The 24200-nt window shown below is 54.0% G+C and carries 22 protein-coding genes; 3 read left to right on the top strand and 19 right to left on the bottom strand.

Going from position 1 to position 24200, the window contains the following annotated elements:
• Positions 1-45 precede the first annotated feature (45 nt).
• From tet(O) to murI, 18 genes are all read right to left on the bottom strand, one after another.
• Positions 46-1965, bottom strand: a complete 1920-nt coding sequence (gene tet(O) / locus ACK8P7_RS06505) for a tetracycline resistance ribosomal protection protein Tet(O) (RefSeq protein ID WP_410043414.1) — start codon at positions 1963-1965, stop codon at positions 46-48.
• A gap of 366 nt (positions 1966-2331) precedes the next feature.
• Positions 2332-2706: a TnpV protein gene (locus ACK8P7_RS06500; RefSeq protein ID WP_001129922.1), complete on the bottom strand. Its 375-nt coding sequence runs from the start codon at positions 2704-2706 to the stop codon at positions 2332-2334.
• The gene (locus tag ACK8P7_RS06495) at positions 2687-3265 is read right to left on the bottom strand and encodes a ParB/RepB/Spo0J family partition protein (protein ID WP_410043413.1); all 579 of its coding nucleotides are present in this window, start codon (positions 3263-3265) and stop codon (positions 2687-2689) included. Before ACK8P7_RS06495 ends, ACK8P7_RS06500 begins: the two co-directional genes overlap by 20 nt.
• On the bottom strand, positions 3265-3468 hold the full coding sequence (locus ACK8P7_RS06490) for a DUF6462 family protein (RefSeq protein ID WP_106612541.1): 204 nt from the start codon (positions 3466-3468) through the stop codon (positions 3265-3267). The genes ACK8P7_RS06495 and ACK8P7_RS06490 overlap by 1 nt, the downstream gene beginning before the upstream one ends.
• A gap of 154 nt (positions 3469-3622) precedes the next feature.
• A complete protein-coding gene (locus tag ACK8P7_RS06485) occupies positions 3623-3898 on the bottom strand; it encodes a DUF6462 family protein (RefSeq protein ID WP_410043412.1) in 276 nt (91 codons plus the stop codon).
• Complete coding sequence (locus ACK8P7_RS06480) at positions 3895-4188, bottom strand: DUF6462 family protein (RefSeq protein WP_270441751.1); 294 nt, start codon at positions 4186-4188, stop codon at positions 3895-3897. The genes ACK8P7_RS06485 and ACK8P7_RS06480 overlap by 4 nt, the downstream gene beginning before the upstream one ends.
• A gap of 332 nt (positions 4189-4520) precedes the next feature.
• The gene (gene lysS / locus ACK8P7_RS06475) at positions 4521-6497 is read right to left on the bottom strand and encodes a lysine--tRNA ligase (protein ID WP_410043411.1); all 1977 of its coding nucleotides are present in this window, start codon (positions 6495-6497) and stop codon (positions 4521-4523) included.
• A 22-nt stretch (positions 6498-6519) separates the two neighbouring features.
• Positions 6520-7017 carry a transcription elongation factor GreA gene (greA, locus tag ACK8P7_RS06470; protein ID WP_410043410.1) on the bottom strand — a complete coding sequence of 166 codons (498 nt, stop codon included), beginning with the start codon at positions 7015-7017 and terminating at the stop codon, positions 6520-6522.
• Between the two features lie 146 nt (positions 7018-7163).
• The gene (gene dusB, locus ACK8P7_RS06465; RefSeq protein ID WP_410043409.1) at positions 7164-8117 is read right to left on the bottom strand and encodes a tRNA dihydrouridine synthase DusB; all 954 of its coding nucleotides are present in this window, start codon (positions 8115-8117) and stop codon (positions 7164-7166) included.
• 3 nt (positions 8118-8120) lie between these two features.
• Complete coding sequence (locus ACK8P7_RS06460; RefSeq protein WP_410043408.1) at positions 8121-8705, bottom strand: DUF6145 family protein; 585 nt, start codon at positions 8703-8705, stop codon at positions 8121-8123.
• 114 nt (positions 8706-8819) lie between these two features.
• Positions 8820-9797: a 6-phosphofructokinase gene (gene pfkA, locus ACK8P7_RS06455; protein WP_410043407.1), complete on the bottom strand. Its 978-nt coding sequence runs from the start codon at positions 9795-9797 to the stop codon at positions 8820-8822.
• Positions 9798-9887: 90 nt separating this feature from the next.
• On the bottom strand, positions 9888-13373 hold the full coding sequence (locus tag ACK8P7_RS06450) for a DNA polymerase III subunit alpha (RefSeq protein WP_410043406.1): 3486 nt from the start codon (positions 13371-13373) through the stop codon (positions 9888-9890).
• Between the two features lie 122 nt (positions 13374-13495).
• Complete coding sequence (locus ACK8P7_RS06445) at positions 13496-13756, bottom strand: HPr family phosphocarrier protein (protein WP_410043405.1); 261 nt, start codon at positions 13754-13756, stop codon at positions 13496-13498.
• Positions 13757-13845: 89 nt separating this feature from the next.
• The gene (gene whiA, locus ACK8P7_RS06440; RefSeq protein ID WP_410043404.1) at positions 13846-14445 is read right to left on the bottom strand and encodes a DNA-binding protein WhiA; all 600 of its coding nucleotides are present in this window, start codon (positions 14443-14445) and stop codon (positions 13846-13848) included.
• 204 nt (positions 14446-14649) lie between these two features.
• Positions 14650-15513, bottom strand: coding sequence for an RNase adapter RapZ (gene rapZ / locus ACK8P7_RS06435; RefSeq protein ID WP_410043403.1), 864 nt, complete (start codon positions 15511-15513; stop codon positions 14650-14652).
• A complete protein-coding gene (murB, locus tag ACK8P7_RS06430; protein ID WP_410043402.1) occupies positions 15498-16499 on the bottom strand; it encodes a UDP-N-acetylmuramate dehydrogenase in 1002 nt (333 codons plus the stop codon). The genes rapZ and murB overlap by 16 nt, the downstream gene beginning before the upstream one ends.
• 3 nt (positions 16500-16502) lie before the next feature.
• The gene (gene hprK / locus ACK8P7_RS06425; RefSeq protein ID WP_410043401.1) at positions 16503-17438 is read right to left on the bottom strand and encodes an HPr(Ser) kinase/phosphatase; all 936 of its coding nucleotides are present in this window, start codon (positions 17436-17438) and stop codon (positions 16503-16505) included.
• A 186-nt stretch (positions 17439-17624) separates the two neighbouring features.
• Complete coding sequence (gene murI / locus ACK8P7_RS06420; protein ID WP_410043400.1) at positions 17625-18446, bottom strand: glutamate racemase; 822 nt, start codon at positions 18444-18446, stop codon at positions 17625-17627.
• Between the two features lie 206 nt (positions 18447-18652).
• Between murI and secG the strand changes: the two genes are divergently transcribed.
• From secG to smpB, 3 genes are all read left to right on the top strand, one after another.
• On the top strand, positions 18653-18880 hold the full coding sequence (gene secG, locus ACK8P7_RS06415) for a preprotein translocase subunit SecG (RefSeq protein ID WP_410043399.1): 228 nt from the start codon (positions 18653-18655) through the stop codon (positions 18878-18880).
• A 73-nt stretch (positions 18881-18953) separates the two neighbouring features.
• Complete coding sequence (rnr, locus tag ACK8P7_RS06410; RefSeq protein ID WP_410043398.1) at positions 18954-21128, top strand: ribonuclease R; 2175 nt, start codon at positions 18954-18956, stop codon at positions 21126-21128.
• Positions 21129-21206: 78 nt separating this feature from the next.
• Positions 21207-21689, top strand: coding sequence for an SsrA-binding protein SmpB (smpB, locus tag ACK8P7_RS06405; RefSeq protein WP_410043397.1), 483 nt, complete (start codon positions 21207-21209; stop codon positions 21687-21689).
• 56 nt (positions 21690-21745) lie between these two features.
• Here the strand turns inward: smpB and pheT are convergent, their stop codons facing one another.
• The gene (gene pheT / locus ACK8P7_RS06400; protein ID WP_410043396.1) at positions 21746-24184 is read right to left on the bottom strand and encodes a phenylalanine--tRNA ligase subunit beta; all 2439 of its coding nucleotides are present in this window, start codon (positions 24182-24184) and stop codon (positions 21746-21748) included.
• Positions 24185-24200: the final 16 nt, after the last annotated feature.

Here is a 24200-nt window from a genome sequence, read left to right as displayed (position 1 = left end):
TCTCTAATCCTTTCAAATCTCATTTTATATGACTTTTGCAAGCTGTTAAGCTAACTTGTTGAACATATGCCGAACCTTATCTATACGGCTATTCGGGCGGCGGGGTTGGCAAATAAATTTACCAATAGCTGGCTGGTATCCTTTTAACTCTGTCAAGCAGACTCCCTGCCCATTTGTGAAATAAGTTAAATCGTTCCTGTATTCTTGAATACATCTAGCAGGGATTTCTCCTTTCAGAATGACCTCGTCATTCTTTATCTGAGTACTTACAATATCTGCACAATACCTTGGAGCATCATGATACGCCCGTGAGAGATATTCCTGCGGTGCATAAATTTCAAAGTGGAGATATGGCTCTAATAGTTCTGTCCCTGCTTTTTTTAAAGCCTGCTCCAATACGATAGGGGAAAGCAGCCGAAAGTCTGCGGGGGTACTTACAGGACTATAATACAATCCATATTCAAAACAGATTTTACAGTCTGTCACTTTCCATCCATACAGCCCCTGCTCGCAGCCATAAAGAACCCCCTCCATAACCGCATTTTGGAACGATTGATTTAAATATCCAAGTGAAACTCTGCTTTCATACTGCACTCCGCTTCCAATAGGGAGCGGCTCTATGGACAACCCGACAGAAGCCCAGAAAGGATTTGGCGGGACTTCTATGTGGATGGTATATTCTGCTTTTCTAAGCGGTCTTTCCATATATATAACAGTAGGCTCTTTTATTTCTGCCTCCACATGATATTTTTCCTCAAGGATGGCACAAATGACTTCCATCTGCACATTCCCCAAAAAAGATAACATAATCTCATTTGTAACAGTATCAATGTCAAAATGCAAAAGAGGGTCTGTATCAGCAATCTCTGCGAGGGCATTTAACAGGGCTTCCCTTTGCTCCGGCTTTTGCGGCTCTACCGTTGTCCGAAGTAATGGCATGGGATTATCAATCCATGTTTTGTGAGGCAGGAGTTTTTCATTTCCCAGAATGTCGTTCAGTTTCAAAGTATCATCAGCTAAAATAACAATTTCTCCCGGACAGGCATGGTCAGCCGGGACGATTTCACCGTTTGTCGGAACATACATCTCTGTGATTTTTATTTTCTCTTTTTCAGATATTCTAATAACATCCCTCAAATGCAATGTTCCGCTATATATACGCACATAAACAAAACGCCGCCTTTTCTCTGAATATTCAATCTTAAAAACCTGCCCGCATAGTTCAGATTGACCTTCAGGCGTTGATGAATAAAATTTACTGGCAATTACTTCTATAAGCTGCCGAATCCCCAGATTGTTTTTAGCGCTTCCGTGATAAACGGGAAATAACGTTCCGTTTTGGAATCTCCTGTTTTCTTCCTGTTCCAGTTCTGACATTTTAAACGGTTTCCCTGACATATATTTCTCTAATAGTTCATCGTTTCCCATAATTACCGCATCCCACTGTTCCATATCGTCATTGTCCGTTACATTTATATGGGGATGCTGCCCAACCTTTTGCTTCACTATAATTTCCGAAGAAAGCTTTGCTTTCATTTCCCGATATACCATTGGCAAATCAATCCCCTCTTGGTCAATTTTATTGATGAAAAAAATTGTCGGAATCTTCATTATCTGTAGTGCATGAAACAGTATACGGGTCTGTGCCTGTATGCCATCCTTTGCAGAAACTAATAATACTGCTCCGTCTAATACGGATAAAGAACGGTATACTTCCGCCAAAAAATCCATATGGCCTGGCGTATCTATAATGTTGACTTTTACATCCTCCCACTGAAAAGATGTCACTGCTGTCTGGATAGTGATTCCCCTTTGACGCTCCAAATTCATTGTATCTGTCCTTGTTGTGCCTTCATCTACGCTCCCTAGTTCTGCAATTGCACCACTGGTATACAATAAACTTTCCGTTAATGTTGTCTTTCCTGCGTCAACGTGAGCCAGAATGCCTAAGTTAATTATTTTCATGTGATTTTCCTCATATCAACACCCAAAAAAGGGCATAAAAATACCCAGTGATAAATACTCCTATCACTGGGTAAATAACTCCAATAGCCCCAAAACACTTATATGTTTTCGGGCATATAAAATTACATGATAAAAGTATTCTTAAACTGGGTACAAAAAACTAAGCCCCATATTAAAAGTGAAACGGGACTGCTACTTTTTGTTCCCACTATCAAATTGACAGTTTATTTAAGAATACCTTGCCGCATATTTATTAACTCCTTGTATAATACTGAATCTAACTATATTCCTTAACCCTTTATTTGTCAAGCTGACAAACTAAAGCAGAAAAAGCGGCAGGATTTCCCCCTGCCACTAATCATCTGTTTATGCAAAAATAATTTCCTTTTCCACAATCTCCCTCGCACAAGCCCTTATGTTATTGAGGCATCCTGTCCATTCTAAGGCGTTTTCTGCCTTTAGCTGTTCCGTTATGCCCTGTGCCTGTTTCATACCCTCTATGAGCCTTTCAAAGCGTTCCTGTGCCTGTCTGTTGATGTCGGCAAGGTAGGCGTTTAGCCTGCCGCTTGTAAGAAGATTGGTGTATGTAACTTTACGGTACTGTTTTAGATAATCTAAATGCCGTTGCCCCCAGATGCCTATTGCCTGTTCTTCTTCGGCGGGTACAGTTAAGCACGGTATCAAATAATCCCCTTGCCTTTCGTATTTGCCGCCCAGTTCCTCAAATAATGATTTTGCCATTGTCTGTTACCTCCACATTCTTTTTTATTTTGAATGTCCGCAAAATCCGTCCTACATCTTCCCGACTCCAAGAGTCCTCCAACTTCTGGAACTCAGTTCCAGAAGTTTTCTCAGTCATCCTTTTCATTGACTCTGATGCCGCATCCTGACTCAAATCCGTTCTATTCCCCTGTCTGCGCATCGCGTCCATCTTCATCTTCAGGGAAAATGCCCGCTCACTCGGAAGGATCTCCTCCCGCTGCATATTGGAGTCAACCATCGCGATGACGGCTTCATCATCCGTCATCTCCTTGATGATCGCCGGAACAGTGGTCAGACCCGCCAGCTTTGCCGCGTGCATTCTCCGATGGCCGGAAATCATTTCAAATCCGTCCTGTTCATCAGGACGCACCAGAACCGGATTCAGGATCCCATTGTCCTTGATGCTCTGAACAAGGTCTTTCATCCGGTCATCATCGAGTACTTTGAAGGGATGATTCCGGAAGGGATGAATCTGACGAATGGAAATCTGCGTCGCTGCACTTTTATCCTGTGCGTTCATCGTTTTCTCCTTGTCCATCATCTGTCTCCTTCGTCAAGCCGGAAGGTCTGAAAGTATGCATCAAATATTTCCAGATTTACAAAGCAGGCTTTGTCTGCCTTATAAACTGCTCCGGCAGCATGCGCCATCTGCTGAAACTTGGACAGCCCCATGCTGTATAGTGCCGCTCCTTCCTTATACCTGACGTAAATCTTTTTTCTCGCTGCCAGCGTTTCCCTCACGGCTTCTTTCCCGGTTTTCTTCTCTTGCGTTTTGCCGTTTCCTGTTCTGCCTCTCCCGGTTTTTCTGCTGATCGGTTTTTCCTCTGATGTTGCATAAGCTGCCGGTTTCATTCCAGGCGCCAGCCTTCGTTCCATTTTAGCCATCGCTTTTTCCTTATTTGCTGCTTTCATCCTTCTCCTCCAATCCCGGTCCTCTTCCGGTTTTCCTGTACTGTTTTCTGAGATACGACTCAAAGAGATCACGCCGGACAAGAACCATCTTTCCGTCAATCTTGTAAATGGCTTCCGCTTCTTTTGCCAGTCGGGTAATCGTCTTCTCCCTCAGCCTGTAGTATGCGATTCCATCTGCATAGCGGAAGAAACTGTGCCTTGCAAATTCCAGATCCTCATCGTCCAGCTGATCCGAGAACATCCAGAGTTTCCCGCTCACTGCTTCTCCTCCTTTCGCCGCCTCTCTTCTTTGCTCAAACCGCGCTTACCGATTCCCCTGGTCTTCTCATGAAAATTCTCGAGATAGGCATCGAAAATATCGCGGTTGATCAGCACCGTCCCTTCCATCCGGTACAGCGCTCCTGCCCGATCCGCGAGCTCGATGAGCTTGCGGTGCGAGATGCTGTACACGACCTCCGCTTCCTGATAGCGAAGAAACTTTTTCCGCAGCTTCTTCACCTCTTCTCGGACTTCTCTTGGTCTTGTGATGTCCTGATACTCCTGTTCCATACATTTCCTCCTTGTGGATTTGTGGGCAGATGCCCGGATAACAGGCATCTGCGTCATCTGGTTTCTATTCAAACAGGGATAAAAGGCTTTTCAGCCTCTTTTCCTGCTGTTTGCACGCAAAAAGGCACCCCCTCTCAGATTGATTCTGAAAAGGAGTGCCTTTAATGTTTTTGGAACTGGGACGTACGCTTTACTTTATACTGTCATCTGTTACGATGTACCGTCATTTGACTTTTTGTTGCACAAATGTTGTAAATCCGGTGTCACTGCAAAAAATCGGCCTGGATTTGTTGTATAAATCCGCAGGTTTTCCGCCCGTGATTTTCCCCGGATCAATACAGCTTCGCGCCGGCCGGGATGTGGTTGTCCACCATCAGAAGATGAAGCTCTTCCTCGCCGTTTTTCTCGTTCACCGCGGACAGGAGCATGCCGCAGGAGTCGATCCCCATCATCGCTCTCGGCGGGAGATTCGTGATGGCAATCAAGGTCTTTCCGACCAGCTCTTCCGGCTCGTAATAGGCGTGAATACCGCTTAAAATCACGCGATCCGTGCCCGTACCGTCATCCAGAACGAACTTTAAGAGCTTCTTGGACTTCGGAACAGCCGAGCATTCTTTTACCTTCACCGCCCGGAAATCGGACTTGCTGAAGGTGTCAAAATCCACGAAATCCTGGAACAGCGGCTCGATCTTCACACCGGCAAAATCGATCTTTTCGTTCGGCGTGAAGAACCCGGACTGATCAGAAACAGCCTCGGAACTCTTCTCTTCGCCGTCCTTTTCACCCGCATGTGCTTCTTTGTTATCCGCCTTGAGGGTCTTCATTGTCGGGAAGAGGAGAACATCACGGATCGCCGGCGTATCGGTCAGCAGCATCACGAGACGATCGATACCATAGCCGATACCACCAGTTGGCGGCAGACCGATCTCCATCGCATGAAGGAAGTCCTCATCGGTGTGGTTAGCCTCTTCATCACCGGCAGCCGCCAGTGCATCCTGTGCCTTGAAGCGCTCACGCTGATCGATCGGGTCGTTCAGCTCGGAGTATGCGTTACACATCTCACGTCCGTAGATATAGAGCTCAAAACGCTCTACCTTTGTCGGATCGGAAGGCTTCTTCTTCGTCAGCGGCGAAATCTCTACCGGATGATCCATGATGAAGGTCGGCTGAATCATCTTCTCCTCACAGAATGTCTCGAAGAAACCGTTCTCGATGTCACCGATCTTATGGTGTGCCTCGTACGGAACGTTATGCTGATCCGCCAGTGCACGTGCCTCCTCGAGGGTCTTTACCGTGTTAAAATCAACACCGCACTCCTCCTTGATGGCATCCGTCATCGACAGACGGCGGAACGGCTTGCCGAGATCGATCTCGGTGCCCTGGTAGCTGATGAGGGTCTTCCCACATACCTTCTCTGCGAGGTAGCGGAACATGCTCTCCGTGAGCTCCATCATACCGTTGTAATCGGTATAGGCCTGATACAGCTCCATCAGTGTGAACTCCGGATTATGACGGGTATCGACACCCTCATTACGGAATACACGGCCGATCTCGAACACACGCTCGAGACCACCGACGATGAGACGCTTGAGATAAAGCTCGAGGGAAATACGAAGCTTTACGTCCTCGTTCAATGCGTTATAGTGGGTCTCGAAAGGACGGGCAGCGGCACCACCGGCATTCTCCACCAGCATCGGTGTCTCCACCTCCATGAAGCCACGTCCATCGAGGAAGTTACGAATCTCACGGATGATCTGCGAACGCTTGATGAAGACATTCTTCGAATCCTCGTTCATGATGAGGTCAACATAGCGCTGACGATATCTCGTATCGGTATCCTGCAGACCATGGAACTTCTCAGGAAGCGGATAAAGCGACTTCGACAGAAGTGTAAGTGACTGTGCATGGACAGAAACCTCGCCCATCTTCGTCTTAAATACGAAGCCCTTTACACCGACGATATCACCGATATCCATCTTCTTAAACTTCTTGTACTCATCCTCACCCAGCTCGTCACGGGTGATATATGCCTGGATACGGCCCTGCTTATCCTGAATATGGATGAAGGACGCCTTACCCATCACACGCTTCTGCATGATACGGCCAGCGATCGATACCTGCTGATTCTCGAACTTCTCGAAATCATCCCGGATCTCCTGGCTGTGCTGCTCCTGATCGAATTTCGTAATCTCGAAAGGATCCTGTCCGGCAGCCTGCAGCTCTGCAAGCTTCTCCCGGCGCGTACGAACGATATGGTTCGTATCCTCTACCGGCGCCTGGTTCTTCTGGTTTTCCTGATTCTCTGCCATAGCTTCTCCTTGCTTTTTATGCTTACGCCTCGTGATCGTTGACGCGCTCCACCTCAAGTACGCGGAACTTGAGATCACCCGCCTCGGTCTCAACGGTCACCTCATCGCCTGCCTTGTGGTGCAGAAGGGCCTTACCGACCGGTGCCTCGTTGGAAATCTTTCCGGTCAGGCTGTTCGCCTCCGAGGAACCCACGATGAAGTAGGTCACTTCCTCATCGAACTCCTCATCATAGAGCTTTACACGGCAGCCGACATTGATCTCACCCTCGACAGAGTCATCCACGACCTCAACGTTCTTCAGCAGTGCCTCGAGCTCGACGATTCTCGCCTCGATGTCTCTCTGCTCATCCTTCGCTGCATCGTACTCTGCGTTCTCGGAAAGATCGCCCTGCTCTCTCGCTTCCTTGATCTTCTCTGCGATCATCTGTCTCTTGTTGACCTTCAGATCATGAAGCTCCGCCTCATACTTGTTAAGACCTGCACGTGTCAGTAAATTCTTCTTTACCTGCTCTTCTGCCATGTTTCCCATAGCTCCTTTCAAGACTTCCTTCTGCTCATCCACCCGCGATGAATCAGCATTATAAAACAGGCCGCTTCCGAATGGCCGGAAACCGCCTATCATCCATTTTCACGATTGCATATTGTAAAGCAAATCAGCTCCACTTGTCAACATTTCATCGCGTCCACCAGCGCATACAGCTCCTCGATGCTGCCGGCGGTATTCACCTTACCACGGAGCTTCGACGAGTCCGGGTAGCCCTCCGTATACCAGGCGATGTGCTTCCGCATCTCCCGGACCGTCGTGAATTCACCCTTATACTGAAGCATCAGCTCCGTATGATGGTGGATCATCGCGATCACCTCCTCGATGGAAGGTGCCGGCAGAAGCTCGCCCGTCCGGAGATACTCGACCGTCCGTCGGATGAGCCACGGATTTCCCTGGGCCCCGCGCGCGATCGCCACGCCGTCACAGCCCGTCTCGTCCATCATGCGCTTCGCGTCCTCTGGTGTGAAGATGTCGCCGTTTCCGAACACCGGAATCTTCACCGCCTCCTTCACCCGCCGGATCACTTCCCAGTCCGCTGCCCCACTGTAGAGCTGCGCCCGCGTCCGGCCATGCACCGTCACTGCCGACACGCCGGCCTGCTCCGCCATCTTCGCGAACTCGACCGCCGTATCGTCCGTTTTCTGAAAGCCCTTTCGGAACTTCACCGTCACCGGCTTATGGCAACGCTCTACCATCGCATGCAGAATCTCATACGCCAGCTCCGGATGGTTCATCAGATCACTTCCCTCATGATTGTTCACGATCTTCGCCACCGGACAGCCCATATTTACGTCGAGGATATCGAAACGATCCTCGATCCGGGACGCAATCTCCGCCATAATCTCCGGATCGGAGCCGAAGAGCTGCACCGCCACCGGATGCTCATCCGCCCCGGTCCGCATCAGCTCCTCGGTATTCTTATTATGGTAGAGGATCGCCTTCGCACTGATCATCTCCGTCGTCGTAAGACCGACCCCCATCTCCCGCAGGATCGTCCGGTACGGAAGATCCGTCACCCCCGCCATCGGTGCCATCGCCACATTGCTTGGGAGCTCCACATTTCCAATTTTCATATATTAATCATCCCCAAAAAGCGTATGGTACGCGGTCTGCTCCGCATTCGGGTCATCCGGCATCACCGGCATGTCCCAGGAACCCGTCATCCGGATCCCGCCCTGCTCCGACTCCGCGACGACATCCTGGTTCGATGTCTCCGCCGCGGACGTCCTCACCTCTTCCGAAGTCGCTCGACGCACCTCCGCATGGCCCTCCGGATTATTCGCACCCGGCTCCGCCTGCATGTCCGCCTCTGTCAGCTCCTCGGAAGACCGTCCTCTCCCATGCAGCATCTCCAGCGCCTGGTAGTAGGTCTCCAGCTTCGTAAACAGCGCCTCATAGCGCGTCGCCAGCTCCCCGATCTTCTTCTGTGCCTTCGCATCATCGAAACGAAGATCATCCTCCTCGTGCATCGACTTCAGTACCAGCTTCTGCTCCGCATTAAACGACATCAGAAAGACCCCACCGATCTCCTCGACATAATCCACCGCGATCAGCTTCAGCTCCTTCTGCACATCCTCCGGCAGATTCCCATACTCCGGATTCAGATAATACTTCTGATGATAGGCATTCGCCGCACACAGCACCACATCTTCTCTCATCATCGCACCTCACTGTTCTAAAAATCATCCGCATTATAACATCCATTCACCGTTCTGCAAAGTTAAGAAAAAGGAAAAGGGCGACTGCAGATGCAGTCGCCCTCCTGTGCGTATGATTTAGCGAACCAGCAGCTTCGCGATTCGATACTGCTCCTCGTTGATATCCTTCTTCATCTGAAGTGCTTCCTGGATAGCATAATCGACGAACTCGCCATGCTTATAAGCCACAAGGCGATTCGACTTACCCTCATGCAGAAGCTCTACGGCACGTGCACCCATCATCGATGCATAGTAACGATCCTTACAGGTCGGTGAGCCACCACGCTGGATATGTCCGAGAATGGTTGCTCTCGTCTCGATACCCGTCGCTGCCTCGATGCGCTTCGCCATCGATGTGCTGTGGCCGATTCCCTCGGCGTTGATGATGATATAGTGCTTCTTGCCTCTCTTACGTGCCTCGATGATACGGTTGATGATCGCCTGCTCATCGCCATCGTAGCGCTCCGGAAGCAGGATCTCCTCCGCGCCGTTCGCCACACCACACCAGAGTGCGATGTAACCGGCACGACGACCCATGACCTCGATGATCGAGCAGCGCTCATGTGAGGTCGAGGTATCACGCAGCTTATCGATGGCCTCCATCGCGGTATTGATGGCGGTATCGAAACCAATCGTATAATCCGTACATGCGATATCGAGGTCGATCGTGCCCGGCACACCGATGGTGTTGATGCCGAGTGCACTCAGCTTACCCGCGCCACGGAAGGAGCCGTCACCACCGATGACGACCATGCCATCGATGCCATGCTTACGGCAGATCTCGGCACCACGTGCCTGACCCTCCGGCGTTGTAAACTCCTGACATCTCGCCGTATAGAGGATGGTACCACCACGGCTGATGATATCGGATACAGAGGTCGTATCCATATCGACGATCTCCTCCTGCAGAAGACCCGCATATCCTCTCATGATACCCTTTACCTTGATGCCCTCGTGAATCGCCGTACGAACAACACTACGTACACAGGCATTCATACCTGGCGCATCACCACCGGATGTCAGTACACCAATCGTCTTCACAGCTTTCGTCGCCATAATCCTATCCTCCAGATATATTTACATTCTCCCTAAACACACCAGCAAGCGAGATTGTGATAGCTTTCACAAACTCGCACTTATAATAGTTTAGTTTTGTACTTTTTTCAATACCTTATATGAAACTCGAACGTTTTTTTCGCCGAGAAGCTGATCGAGGCTTTCCATCAACACCGGATCGAGCTGCACCGCATGCTGACGGTCGAGGCGTTTCACGGCCTTTTCCTGACGGAGATAGATCGCCACGCCATCTTCCCCGGGGTGTGCTCTCAGGAGCCGTTCCAGCGCCTGCTGCTCAGCAAAGTACTGGTTTTTATCCTGGAGCTGCAGCCAGAGCTCCTTCGGTGCCTCCGCGAAGGTATAGATCCGATCGGCGATCAGCTTACTGTCCTTCTCGCCGGAGCCGTCGACATGTCCCTCGATAAAGAGCTTCGCATCCGGCGCGAGCAGTGCACGCATCGTCTGGTAGGTCTTCGGGAAGACGACGACCTCCACGGTACCCATCCGGTCCTCGAGCTGCAGGAAGGCCATCTGCTGCTGTTTCCGGGTGGTCTTCATCTGCAGCTCCGTGAGGATCCCGCCGATCGTCACCTTCTGCTGATCACGAAGCGGCACGGTGCCTGTCTCATCGTCCCGGCGGAAGTCCGCACTCGTGGCAGAGACATTGGCATCCATCACGGCGCGATAGGCATCCAGCGGATGGCCGCTCAGATAGAAACCGAGCGCCTCCTTCTCGTACTGCAGCAGCTCCTCCTTCGAATACTCCGGCAGCTTCGGCATGCGGATACGGAACTCGCCCGCCTCCTGATTATCCTCCCCGAGGAGATCCGCGAGGGTCATCTGACCCGCCATCGAATTCTGCTTTTCCTTCACACGGCCTTCGATGATGGTCGGAAGGATCGCGATCTTCTCCCGGCGGTTGCCCGGGAACGGATCGAGCCCGCCCGCCTGGATGAAGTACTCGATGGCGCGGCGGTTGATCCCCTTCTCCGAGACACGGACGACGAAATCCTCGAAGTCCTTATACGATCCGTGCTGCTGCCGCTCCTTCACGATAGCCTGCGCAGCGCTCCGACCGACGCCCTTTACGGCACTCAGACCATAGCGGATCGCCCCTTCTGTGGAGACCGAGAATCCGATCTCCGCCTGATTCACATCCGGCGGCAGGATCGCGATGCCGAGCGTGCGTGCCACATCGAAGTACTCGGCGGTCTTCCCCATGTTATCCATATAGGAGGTCATGAGCGCCGCAAAAAACTCGGCCGGATAGTAGCAGCGAAGGTAAGCCGTCTGGTAGGAAACGACGGCATAGCAGGCCGCATGCGACTTGTTGAAGGCATACTTCGCGAAGTCGATCATCTCGTCATAGATGTGGTTCGCCGTCGCCTCATCGATGCCCCGCGCGATGCAGCCCGGGATGTGCTGCTCCGGATTACCATAGACGAAGTTCTTCCGCTCCTCCTCCATGACCTTCGTTTTTTTCTTGCTCATGGCACGGCGCACGAGGTCCGAGCGTCCCATCGAGTAGCCGGCGAGATCACGCACGATCTGCATGACCTGCTCCTGGTAGACGATACAGCCATAGGTCGTCTCGAGGATCGGACGGATCTCCGGGCAGTCGTAGCTGATCGATTCCGGGTGCTCCTTGCCCTTTATGTACTTCGGGATGAAGTCCATCGGACCCGGTCGGTAGAGTGCGACACCGGCGATGATGTCCTCGATGCCCTCCGGCTTCAGCCGCTTCATGAAATTCTTCATGCCGGCTGACTCGAGCTGGAACACGCCCTCACAGTGCCCGCCCGAAATCATCTGGTACACCTTCGGATCGGCATAGTTCATGTTCTCGACACTCAGGTCTGCATGATGCAGCTTATTCACATCCCGGATGGCATCCTTGATGACCGTCAGATTCCGAAGTCCTAGGAAATCCATCTTGAGAAGCCCCAGCTCCTCGATCGTCGTCATCGTAAACTGCGTGGTGAGGGTGCCATCTGCCGCCCGCGATACCGGCACGTACTCCACCAGCGGCTTTCCGGAGATCACGACGCCGGCCGCATGCATGGAGCTGTGGCGCGGCAGTCCCTCGAGACGCTTACTCATATCGATGAGGCGATGCGTCTCCGGATCCTCCTCATACATCTTTCGAAGCTCCGGATTCGACTGAAGTGCCTTATCGAGCGTGATGTTCAGCTCATTCGGCACCTGCTTCGCGATCATATCACACTTCGCATATGGAATATCCAGTACACGCCCGACATCACGGATGACACCGCGCGCGGCGAGCGTACCGAAGGTGATGATCTGCGACACACAGTCCTTACCATACTTCCGGGTCACGTACTCGATCACCTCCTGCCGGCGCTCATACTCGAAGTCCATATCGACATCCGGCATGGTGACACGCTCCGGGTTCAGGAAACGCTCGAAGACGAGATTGTAACGCATCGGGTCGATATCCGTGATGCCGATGCAGTACGCGACGAGGGAGCCCGCCGCCGAGCCTCTGCCCGGCCCCACCGCGATATCGTGCGTCTTTGCATAGTGCACATAATCCCAGACGATCAGGAAGTACTCGACGAAGCCCATGCTCGCGATCGTATCGAGCTCATAGTCGAGACGTGCCCGGTACTGCTCGCCATCCGCGCCGTAGCGCGCCCGGAGGCCATCCTCACAGAGCTTTCGGAGATAGCCCGTCGTGTCATAGCCCGCCGGCACCTGATAGCCAGGCACATGGTAGTGTCCGAATTCAATGCTTACATTACAGCGCTCTGCGATTTTATGGGTGTTGTCGAGGGCTTCCTCCGCATACGGAAATAAAGCCCGCATCTCCTCCTCGGACTTGATATAGAACTGCCCACCCGGATAGCGCAGACGATCCTGGTCTGTGATTTTCTTTCCGGTCTGGAGACAGAGCAGGATATCGTGCGGCTCTGCATCCTCCTTCCGGGTGTAGTGGATATCGTTTGTGGCGACCAGCGGAATCCCGGTTTCTTCATGTAACTGAAGTAAGCCTGCATTGACCTTCCGCTGCTCCGGATAGCCATGATCCTGAAGCTCGAGGTAGAAGTGCTCCGGCCCGAAGATGGAGAGGTAGCGCAGCGCCGCCTTCTTCGCCTCCGGATACATATTCCGGGTGAGGTTTCGTGACACCTCGCCGGCGAGGCAGGCGGACAGGGCGATGATGCCCTCGTGGTAGCGCTCGAGCGTCTCGAAGTCGACACGTGGCTTATAGTAGAAGCCGTCGATGAAGCCCGTCGACACGATCTTCATGAGGTTCGCGTAGCCCTGGTTATTCTCGGCGAGCAGCACGAGATGGTAGTAGCGGTCCTCGCCCTTTCCGACCTCCCGATCGAAGCGGGAGCCGCCCGTGAGATAGACCTCACAGCCGAGGATCGGCTTGATTCCCTGCTTCTGCGCCTCCTTATAGAAGTCGATGACACCGTACATCACACCGTGATCGGTGATGGCCATCGAATCCATCCCGAGCTCCCGGCAGCGCGCGATCATCTCCGGGATCCGACCGGCGCCATCGAGAAGGCTGTAGCTTGTATGAACATGTAAATGCGTAAAGGCCATCATACCCTCCAGTAAAAACAGATGCCTCTATTGTAGCATAGAATATACGCGAATGCTTGTTCTTTTTTGTACAGAAATTAAGGGAGACGCCTTTCGGCGTCTCCCTCCGTAATATTCAGCTCTTAAGCCTCCGCTCCGCAGAGATACTCTGTGATGCTCTTCAGTGCAGCATCCTCATCTTCACCGTCTGCGCTGACTACCAGCTCCTGTCCGTTGTCAAGTCCCAGTGCCATCATCCCCATGATCGACTTGGCGTTGACCTTACGTGGACCATCAGCCATATAAATGCGTGATTCAAAACGGCTGGCAATTTGAACAAGCATCGCGATCGGATGCTCATCCGGTTTTTTCGGTAACTGAACTACTACATTTGTATCCTTCATATAATCCTTCCTCGAAGATAGAACTCGCGTTAAACGCTCCTCCCTGGATGCAAGCATCACTTCACCGAACGCTCTTCGCTATCTTTACACTATATACCCGCGGTTTTTCCCCTTAACTCCGACGCGATCCTGGAAAGCTTCCGAAGTCGATGATTGGCACCGCTCTTTCCAATCGGTTCCGAGAGGCAGGCTGCAAGCTCGGTGAGGGTGGCATCCGGATTCTCCAGACGCTTCTCCGCGATCTCACGCAGTCCCTGCTCCAGGTTCTGAAGCCCGATCTCCCGGTCGATCAGTTCGATATCCTCCACCTGGCGAATGCCGGCGGATACCGTCCGCTGCAGGTTGGCTGTTTCACAGTTCACCTGGCGGTTGATCTTCTCACTGACCTCCTTGAGTATTCTGACATTCTCAAGCTCCATGAGGCCATCCACAGCACCCATCAGCTTCAGTACATCCGAAATCTGCGCAGCATCCTTCAGATACACAACCAGATGCCCGCCCCGCTCCATGATACGTGGCTCGAGGCCGAAGCTTCGGAAGACGTCGATGATCCGATCCGCCTCCTCTGCTCCACCGCAGACCAGCTCAAGATGATAATCCTTCGTCGGATCCGTGATCGACCCCGCACTCAGGAAGCGCTCCCGAATGAAGTCCCGCATCTCGAGATCCTTCGAACCATTGCTAACCATATTAATGTCTTTTTCAGAGACTGTAAAGTCTTTTTTGCGTAGCTCCTGTTTCACTCTGGCTGAAAAAGATGTTCTCGTCTTCGCTTCTGCGCCCAACTCTGCCTCCATACACTGTTCGTTCTGGTATATTTTACACGTCCTCTCCGAACGGCTTCTGTTCCAGGTCCTGCGCGCACCGGTCTGGACTGTGCTGCTCCGCACCGCTCAGCGTTCGATATCCCGGTGGTCGATGCGCAGTCCGTAATCCGCCGTTTTCTTCAGGCGCTCATAGAGGAGCTCTGCGATGGTGACGGAGCGGTGATGACCGCCCGTACAGCCGACGCCGATCACGAGCTGATTCTTTCCCTCCTCGATATAATGCGGGATCAGAAAGCAGATCATATCATAGAGCTTCTGGAGAAATTCTTCTGCGACGCCGTCCTGACAGACGTAATCGCGCACACTCTGCTCGAGGCCGGTATGGCTCCGAAGCTCCGGATCGTAGTAGGGATTCGGCAGGAAACGTACATCGAACAGCAGATCTGCATCCTCCGGAATCCCATTCTTAAAGCCGAAGCTGAGGATCGTCACCTGCAGATTCTCATATGCCTTCTGACCCTCGAAGATATCCGCGAGCTGTCCGCGCAGCTCCTTCGTGAGCAGATGCGAGGTATCGATGATGTAGTCGGCCTTTTCCTTGAGCCAGCTCATCTCCTTCCGCTCCGCCTCGATGCCGGTTTCGACACGGCCATCCTTACTGAGCGGGTGCGCACGCCGGGTCTCCTTGAAGCGCTTGAGGAGGGTTTCGTCGGAGGCATCGAGAAATACGATTTCGTAGTCGATGCGTCCCCGGATGTCCCAGGTGTCGAGCACCTCCTTCAGCAGCGGCAGATCCCTGCCGGAGCGCACATCGATCCCGAGTGCCGCCTTCGTGATCTGCTCATGACCGTCGACGATCAGCTCCGCGAATTTATCGATCAGCGGAATCGGCAGATTGTCGACACAGTAGTACCCCATATCCTCGAGGGACTTCAGTGCGATCGTCTTGCCGGCGCCACTCATCCCCGTCACGATTAAAAGTTTCCCCATAGCTTCACCTCCGGTGTCAGCTCTACGTGCTGCTCCAGGAGGACCCGCTTCCGAACCTCTCCGATCAGCCAGTAGATGTCTGCTGCCCGCGCGGTTCCGTCGTTGATGACGAAGCCGCAGTGCTTCTCGCTCACCTGCGCACCGCCGTGCCGGAAGCCACGGAGTCCTGTGTCCTCGATCAGCTTGCCGGCGAAGTAACCCTCCGGCCGCTTGAAGGTCGATCCCGCCGAAGCCTTGTCGAGCGGCTGCTTCTCCTTCCGCCGGTTCTGGAAATCGGCCATCCGCGCCTTTATCTCCGCCGGGTCTCCCTTTCGCAGTGCCAATGTCGCCGCCACGACGATATACCCTCTCTCGGGGATCACGCTATGCCGGTAGCCGAGCGCAAGCTCCGCCGGCGTCAGGGTCCGAAGCTCCCCTTCCGGTGTCAGGACGTCCACGGAGTACAGCACATCCTTCATCTCCGTGCCATACGCACCCGCATTCATCGTCACCGCACCGCCGAGGGTGCCCGGGATGCCGCGGAGTGCCTCCATACCGCTGAGCTCCTGCGTCGCTGCAAACTGCGCCGCCTTACTGAGCAGGGTGCCGGCCAGCACACGGAGATAGTAGATTTTCTCTTCGGCTGCTTCGTTCACTGCAGCACTGTTCTCAGATTCCGCAGCGTCCGACGCCACGCGCGCAGCTGTTCCGATCGAGGACGACAACCCGCGAAGCGGTGATGCCGCGTCGGAAGCATTGGCCTCTGGAAGAAGCTCGATGCCCTCCAGCGCACGGCCGATCTCTACGACGACATGATCGACGCCGGCATCGCTTACCAGCAGATTCGTGCCGTTTCCGATGATGTCATACGGGAGCTTCTCTTCGTGGAGGAAGCGAATCAGCTTCTGAAGCTCCTCGATATCCTCCGGAACCACATAGACCTTTGCCGGGCCACCGACCCGAAAGCTCGTATGCTGCTTCAGAGGTTCATTTTTCAGTATTTTCATAAATCAGTTTCCGTTCTTCATGTTTGCGGTGACACGCTCGTAGAGCACCTGCGCCGCGTTGTAGCCCATCTTCTTCGCACGGTTGTTGACCGCAGCACACTCGACGATGATGGCGACATTACGCCCCGGGCGAACCGGAATATCGTAGCAGATCACCTTGTTGCCGAGGAACTCGGTGTAATTATCCTTGAGGCCGAGACGGTCGTAATCCTTATCCTTCGACCAGTCAGCGAGCTTGATGACCATGTTGATGCTCTGGGTATCCTTCACGCACTCGACACCGAACATCTGCTTGACGTCGATGATCCCGATGCCGCGCAGCTCGATGAAGTGACGTGTGATATCCGGCGCACTGCCGACGAGGGTATCATCGGAGACCTTGCGGAGCTCGACGACGTCATCCGCCACGAGACGATGTCCACGCTTTATGAGCTCGAGCGCGGCCTCAGACTTACCGATACCGGAATCGCCCATGATCAGCACGCCCTCACCATATACATCGACAAGCACGCCGTGCACGGAAATCATCGGTGCCATCCGGACCTTCAGCCAGCTGATGATCGTCGCCTCCAGCTCCGTCGTCATACGCGTCGACTGCAGCAGCGGGATCCCCGCATTGCGGCACGCATCGATCATGCAGCTGTCCGGCTCGATCCCACGTGCATAGATAATGACCGGAATCGGATACTTCGACAGCGCTGCATACTTCGCACGGCGCTCCGGTGCATCGAAGGTCATCAGGTACGCCGTCTCTACATTACCGATGATCTGCACACGCTCAGAATCAAACTGGTCGAAAAAGCCCGCAAGCTGTAACGCCGGACGGTTCACATCCGGAATCGTGATATATTTATGGTCTGTATCGATATCTGGTGTCAGATTTTTGAGTCCTTCCTTCTCGATCAGCTCTGTAACACTCACCTTATCTACTGTCTGCATCTTCGTCTCTCCTTCATGTCTCTTCCTCTGGCCGATTTCATCCGAACCAGGTTCTGCCTGTCGACATACTAAAGTTAGTATATTTTGTTGAAGGGTAAAAATCAACTGCGAGGGGCACACAGCACACTATGCTATAACCGAAGCCGGGCCGTGGTGGAACGGAGGGCCGGCTTCGGAATCTACGTTTCAGTTTTCCGGCGCGTATGTAAATGGCAGGTCGAGGAGCTTCTGCTGAAGCGCGACGGCTTCCTGTCCGGGAACGCTGGAGTAGAGAGTGATCGTGCCTGCAGCGGCGGAAGCATTGACGAGATGCGCTTCCTGAAGGCGGCGCTTCGTTTCGCGGGCGGTTCCATAGGCACCGTCATAGAAGGTGAAGTCGTAGCCGAGGGCGTTTCGGATGGCATCCATCGCGAACGGGAAATGGGTGCACCCGAGGACGACGCTGTCGACGAGGAGGCCGTCACCGCCGTCTTCTTTTTTACGGAACGGGCGAAGAAGGTCCTGAAGATAGTCGAGGAGCTCGTCTGAGTTTTCCTTTCCGGCTTCCACGAGCGGGACGATGCCTGGCGCGGCGACCGGATGGATCTCGGCAGCATCACGGAAGCGACCGATCAGGTGGTGCAGCCGCTCGCCGTGAATGGTGGATGCGGTCGCAAGCACGAGTACGCGCGGATGTTTCGTTTCGGCGTGATCCACCGCAGACTTCACCGCCGGCTCCATACCGATGATGATGAGTTCCGGATACTTCGCACGGAGCCAGTCAGCCGCGGCAGAGGTCGCTGTGTTGCAGGCGATGACGATGGCCTTGCAGCCATGTGCCAGAAGGAACTGAACATTGGCATCCGACATCTCACGGATACGCGCCTCCGGCTTATCGCCGTAGGGCGCGTGGATGCTGTCCCCAAAGAATATATAATTTTCGTTCGGCATATCGTGGCGGAGGATCCGAAGGACGGAGATCCCACCGACACCAGAATCGAAAACGCCGATCGGAGAGCTTGAATTCATATGATTTACTTCCTGTTATATTGCTGTTATATTGCATTCGTACTAATATTCGTATCTTAGTTCATTTGGTGTGGTTCCGCAACTCACAGGGCTTCGGTCACCGTGAAATGCGGCTGAAATGCGTAGAACTTCCACTTGCACATTCCGGACGAGTGTGTTATAGTCCATAGGTATTTGTAAAACTATGTATGAGGTGGTGAGGATTTATGAAAATCGCACTTGTCATTATATTCTGTATTTTAGGCGTTGCTCTTTCCGCTATCATTCTGATGCAGGAAGGTAAGAGCCAGGGTCTCGGTGCCATCTCCGGTATGGCCGACACCTACTGGGGCAAGAACAAAGGCCGTTCCATCGAGGGCGGACTGGAGAAGTTCACGAAGATCGCAGCTGTGCTCTTCTTCGTCGTAGCGCTTGTTCTCGACGTTATCTGGTAATGACGAATAAGATTTGATACGATGTACCTGCATACGTTTTGTATGCAGGTTTTATTTTTTTATGAGGAAACTTATGCAGGATTATCAAAAGGAAAAACTCGCGAAGCTGATCGTGGATCTCGTGAAGGATCCGATCTATCAGCCGATGAAAGCGAAGGAAATGGCCATGCTGATCGGTATTCCGAAGCCGGAGCGTGCCGCCCTCCAGGAGGTGCTGGACCGTCTCGTATCGGAGGGCCGCATCGGCATCTCCCAGAAGGGAAAGTATGGCCGCACAGAAAATTTCACACATGTCGGCACCTTCCATGCGCATCCACGTGGCTTCGGCTTCGTGTCGATGGAGGGCCACGAAAATGAGCCGGACATCTTTATCCCGGCCGATTATGTCGGTGAGGCGCTCGACGGTGATCGCGTGCGCATCATCATTACACGAAGTGCAGACGCGAACCATCGCTCCGAGGGACACATCACCCAGATCCTCGAGCATGCCCATAAGGAAATCGTCGGCTTCTATCATAAGAATAAATCCGTCGGCTTCGTCGAGCCGGACAACCAGCGGATCCTGAAGGACATCTACATCCCGCAGGGTAAGGACATGCACGCCGTAAACGGACACAAGGTCGTCGTGAAGATCGTGAACTACGGGGATGAGAAACACAGTCCGGAGGGTGTCATCACCGAGATTCTCGGCCATGTCAATGATCCGGGCGTCGACATTCTCTCCATCGTCCGGGCATACGGGCTCCCGGAAGCCTTTCCGAAGGACATCATGCGCGCTGCCCAGGCGATCCCGGAGACCGTACCGGAGGACACCATCGCGCGTCGCCGGCAGCACGACTTCCGTCCGCTTACCACCATCACCATCGACGGTGAGGACGCGAAGGACCTAGACGACGCCGTTTCCCTCGAGTATGACGAGGCGACGAAGCAGTACCGCCTCTATGTCCACATCGCGGATGTCACGGAATATGTGAAGGAGCACTCGCTGATCGATCAGGAAGCCCTGAACCGCGGCACCTCCGTCTACCTCACGGACCGCGTGATCCCGATGCTGCCACGTGTGCTCTGCAACGGCATCTGCTCCCTGAACCCGGAGGAGGATCGCCTGACCCTCTCCTGCGTCATGGACATCGACGCCAGCGGCAGGATTCTGAACCACGAGATCTGTGAGTCTGTCATCCGCTCCGACAAGCGCATGAGCTACAGCGGCGTGCACGCGATCCTCACGAACACGGAGCTCACGAACGGCGAGGACATCGCATCCTACCTGCCGTATAAGCCGCTGCTCGAGCGCATGTACGAGCTGTCGCAGCTCCTCCGCAAGCGCCGCTATGAGCGTGGTGGCATCGACTTCGACTTCCCGGAGACGAAGATCATCCTCGATGCACAGGGCCACGTCACCGACATTCACCCATACGAGCGAAACGAAGCCCACATGCTGATCGAGGACTTCATGCTCGCGGCCAATGAAACCGTCGCCGAGGACTTCTTCTGGCAGCAGGTTCCGTTCGTCTTCCGCGTACACGAGAAGCCGGATGCCGAGAAGTTCCAGCAGCTCAGCCTCGCCATCGAGAACTTCGGTCACTTCATCCGTATCCGCGATGACGAAAGCATCCGCCCGAAGGAGGTGCAGAAGCTCCTCGATGCCATCGTCGGCACTCCGGAGGAGCCGATCATCAAGACAATGACCCTCCGCTCCCTCAAGCAGGCCCGCTACTCCACCGAGTGCTCCGGACACTTCGGCCTCGCGGCGAAGTACTACTGTCACTTCACCTCTCCGATCCGCCGCTATCCGGACCTCCAGATCCACCGCATCATCAAGGAGGACCTCCGCGGCGAGCTCGACAAGCGCCGCCTCGAGCACTATAAGAATCTGCTCCCGGCCGTCGCCGACCGCTCTTCTACCCTCGAGCGCCGCGCTGACGAAGCGGAGCGCGAGACCGACAAGCTGAAGGAATGCGAGTGGATGCGTCACCACATCGATGAGGAGTTCGACGGCGTCATCTCCGGCATCACGAACTACGGCATCTATGTCCAGCTCCCGAACACCGTCGAAGGCATGTGTGCTGTCCGCCTCATGGACTCCGACTACTACATCTTCCGCGAAGACAAGTACGAGCTAGTCGGTGAACGCACCGGCCGTACCTATCGTCTCGGTGACCACGTCCGTGTACGGGTGCTCAATGCAGACAAACTCACACGTACCATCGACTTCCAGCTCCTGGGCCCGGAAGACAGCGAGGCGTGAGAAACCACAGGTTGATTGAAATTCTGTAAAATTCCTGTCATACTAGGACTGTTCATCAGTAAGCACAGAGGTACTATCATGGCAAATCATGGAAAAGAAGAAGGCACCAAGCTCATCGCAAACAACAAGAAGGCCTACCACGACTACTTCGTGGATGAGACCTTCGAGTGCGGCATCGAGCTCGCGGGCACAGAGGTCAAGTCCCTCCGCCTCGGCCAGTGCTCCATCAAGGAATCCTTCTGCAACATAAAAAACGGAGAGGTTTTCATCTACGGCATGCACGTGAATCCGTACGAGAAGGGCAACATCTTTAACAAGGACCCGCTGCGCGACCGCAAGCTCCTCCTCCATAAGTCCGAGATCAATAAAATCCTCGGCAAGCTGAAGGAGGACGGCTACGCCCTCGTCCCGCTCCGCGTCTACTTCCGCCGCTCCCTCGTGAAGGTCGAAATCGGCCTCTGCCGAGGCAAGAAGCTCTACGACAAGCGCGCGGACCTCGCGAAAAAGCAACAGAAGCGCGAACTCGAGCGCGACTTCAAGGGCGCGAACCTTCGCATCTGATCTTAACAAAAAAAGACTTCGGATTTCTCCGAAGTCTTTTTTTGTGTTCAAATGTTTTACGAACGAAGGCTTACGCCGAGGCGCTCGAGTCCGTTCAGAATCTTCTTTACGACACTTCCGATCTCGTCGTCGGTGAGGGTGTGATCCTGTGCACGAAGGGTCACCTTGTAGGCCATCGACTTGAAGCCCGCGAGCACCTGTGCGCCCTCGTATACGTCGAAGAGCTCGACGCGCTCACAGAGCTTACCGGCGCGCTGTACGAGGATATCCTCGATCTGACCAGCGGTTACGGCGTGCGGCACGAGCATCGAGAAGTCACGGCTTACCGACGGGAACTTCGCCAGCGGAACGTACTTGGTGTCATCATTGACCAGTGGATATACCTCCGGCATATCAACGACCGCGACATACGCCGCCTCGCCGATGGCGTAGTTCTCAAGAACCTCCGGGTGAACCTCACCGAGGTAACCGATCACATGACCATCGTAGATGATATTTGCGCGTCTGCCCGGGTGCAGGAACGGCTTCGCACAGCCGGCTGCATCATAGTGGTAGCGGCCCGTGAGGCCGAGCTGGTTCAGGATCACCTCGACATCACCCTTCATCGTGAAGAAGTCGCCCTCGCCGATCTCACCGAGGGTCAGCGTCATACGCTCATCCGGAAGCTCCGTCAGCGGCAGTGCCTTCGGGATGTAGATGGACGCCATCTCATAGAGACGTGCATCACGATTGCGGCGGTTATAGTTCGTGCTGAGGGATGTCAGCATACCGTTCATGCTGGACGTACGCATCACCGAGAAGTCCTCACCGAGCGGGTTCAGAATCTTCACCTGCTGACGCTCCATCGCATCGGCCGGGAACAGGAGCTTATCATATACCTTCGGAGACTCGAAGCTGTACATGAAGGCCTGGGAATAGCCGAGCGCCTGTGCGTAGTGACGTACACGCTCATTGACCGCGAGGTCCGGAGCCAGTCCGCCGGCGACATCGCCACCCGATGGAAGGGTCATGGAGACATTCGCATAACCGTAGAAACGGAGAACCTCCTCCGCGACGTCACACATGCGGTGGATATCCTGACGGAAGGTCGGCGCGGTCACGGTCAGGGTGTCGCCATCCGCACCGATCTCGGTCGAGAGCTCGATCTTCTCGAGGTAGGCCTTCATCTCCTCTGCCGTGAGCTCGAAGCCGATCAGGTGATTGATCTCGGATGCCTTGCAGACCACGACCGACGGCTCCCGCTTCACCGGATAGACGTCGATGATGCCACCGACCACCTCACCCGCGCCGAGCTGCTCGATCAGGGCACATGCACGGTTGATCGCGGACTCTGCGAGGTTCGGGTCGAGGCCCTTCTCGAAGTAGCCGGACGCATCCGTACGGTTGCCGACCTTACGTGCACTTAAGCGGATGTTGGTACCGTCGAAGGTCGCTGCCTCGAAGACCATGGTCTTCACATCGTCGGTGATCTTCGAGTTCTCCCCGCCCATGATACCGGCGAGGCCGATCGCGCCCTCTGCATCGCAGATCGTCAGGATGCTGTGATCGAGGGTTCTCATCTGACCGTCGAGGGTCTCGAACTCGTCACCGTCCTGTGCGCGCTTCACGATGATCTCGTGGCCACGGATCTTATCGTAGTCATAGCTGTGCATCGGCTGACCGTACTCGAGCATCACATAGTTCGTGATGTCGACGATGTTGTTGATCGGACGGATACCGGCACTCGCAAGGCGGATCTGCATCCACTTCGGTGATGGTGCGAGCTGGATGTTCTTCACCATGCGTGCAGTATAGCGCGGACAGAGATCCGTATCCTCGACGGACACCTTGAGGTAATCGTGGATATCCTCAGCATTGCCCGACTTCTCCTCTGCCGGCATATGGAAGCACTTGCCGAAGGTCGCCGCAGCTTCACGTGCGATACCGATCACACTGTAGCAGTCCACACGGTTTGAGGTGATCTCATACTCGTGGATCGCGTCGTTCAGTCCGAGCAGCGTCGGCGCATCCTGGCCGACCGCGGTGCCCTCCGGGAAGATGTAGAGACCAGACTCCGGTGCCTCCGGATAGAACTCACGGCTGGAGCCGAGCTCCTCGATGGAGCACATCATACCGTAGGATTCTACGCCACGCAGCTTACCAGCATGGATCTCGATGCCATCCTCCGGAAGCGCACCGCCGTCATGTCCGCCGGCGACCTTACCACCGTCGAGCACGACCGGCACCACATCGCCGACCTTCATATTCGACGCGCCAGTCACGATCTGAATGAGCTCGGACGCACCGACATCGACCTGGCAGATGACAAGCTTCGTCGCATCTGGATGCGGCTCGATGGACTTGATCTGTCCGGTCACGATCTTATCGAGGTTTTTATTTAAAATGGTGCAGGTCTCGACCTTCGTACCGGTCAGCGTCATGGCATCTGTCCACTCCTTCGGTGTACAGTCGAGCTCCGGAACATACTCCTTGATCCAGTTCATGGATGTATTCATGCTATTTCCTCCCCTT

Source organism: Oribacterium sp. P9, assembly GCF_046365365.1.
Lineage (GTDB): Bacteria > Bacillota > Clostridia > Lachnospirales > Lachnospiraceae > Oribacterium.
The sequence above is the reverse complement of the archived record's forward strand: the minus strand, read 5'-3'. Positions and strand labels throughout refer to the sequence as shown.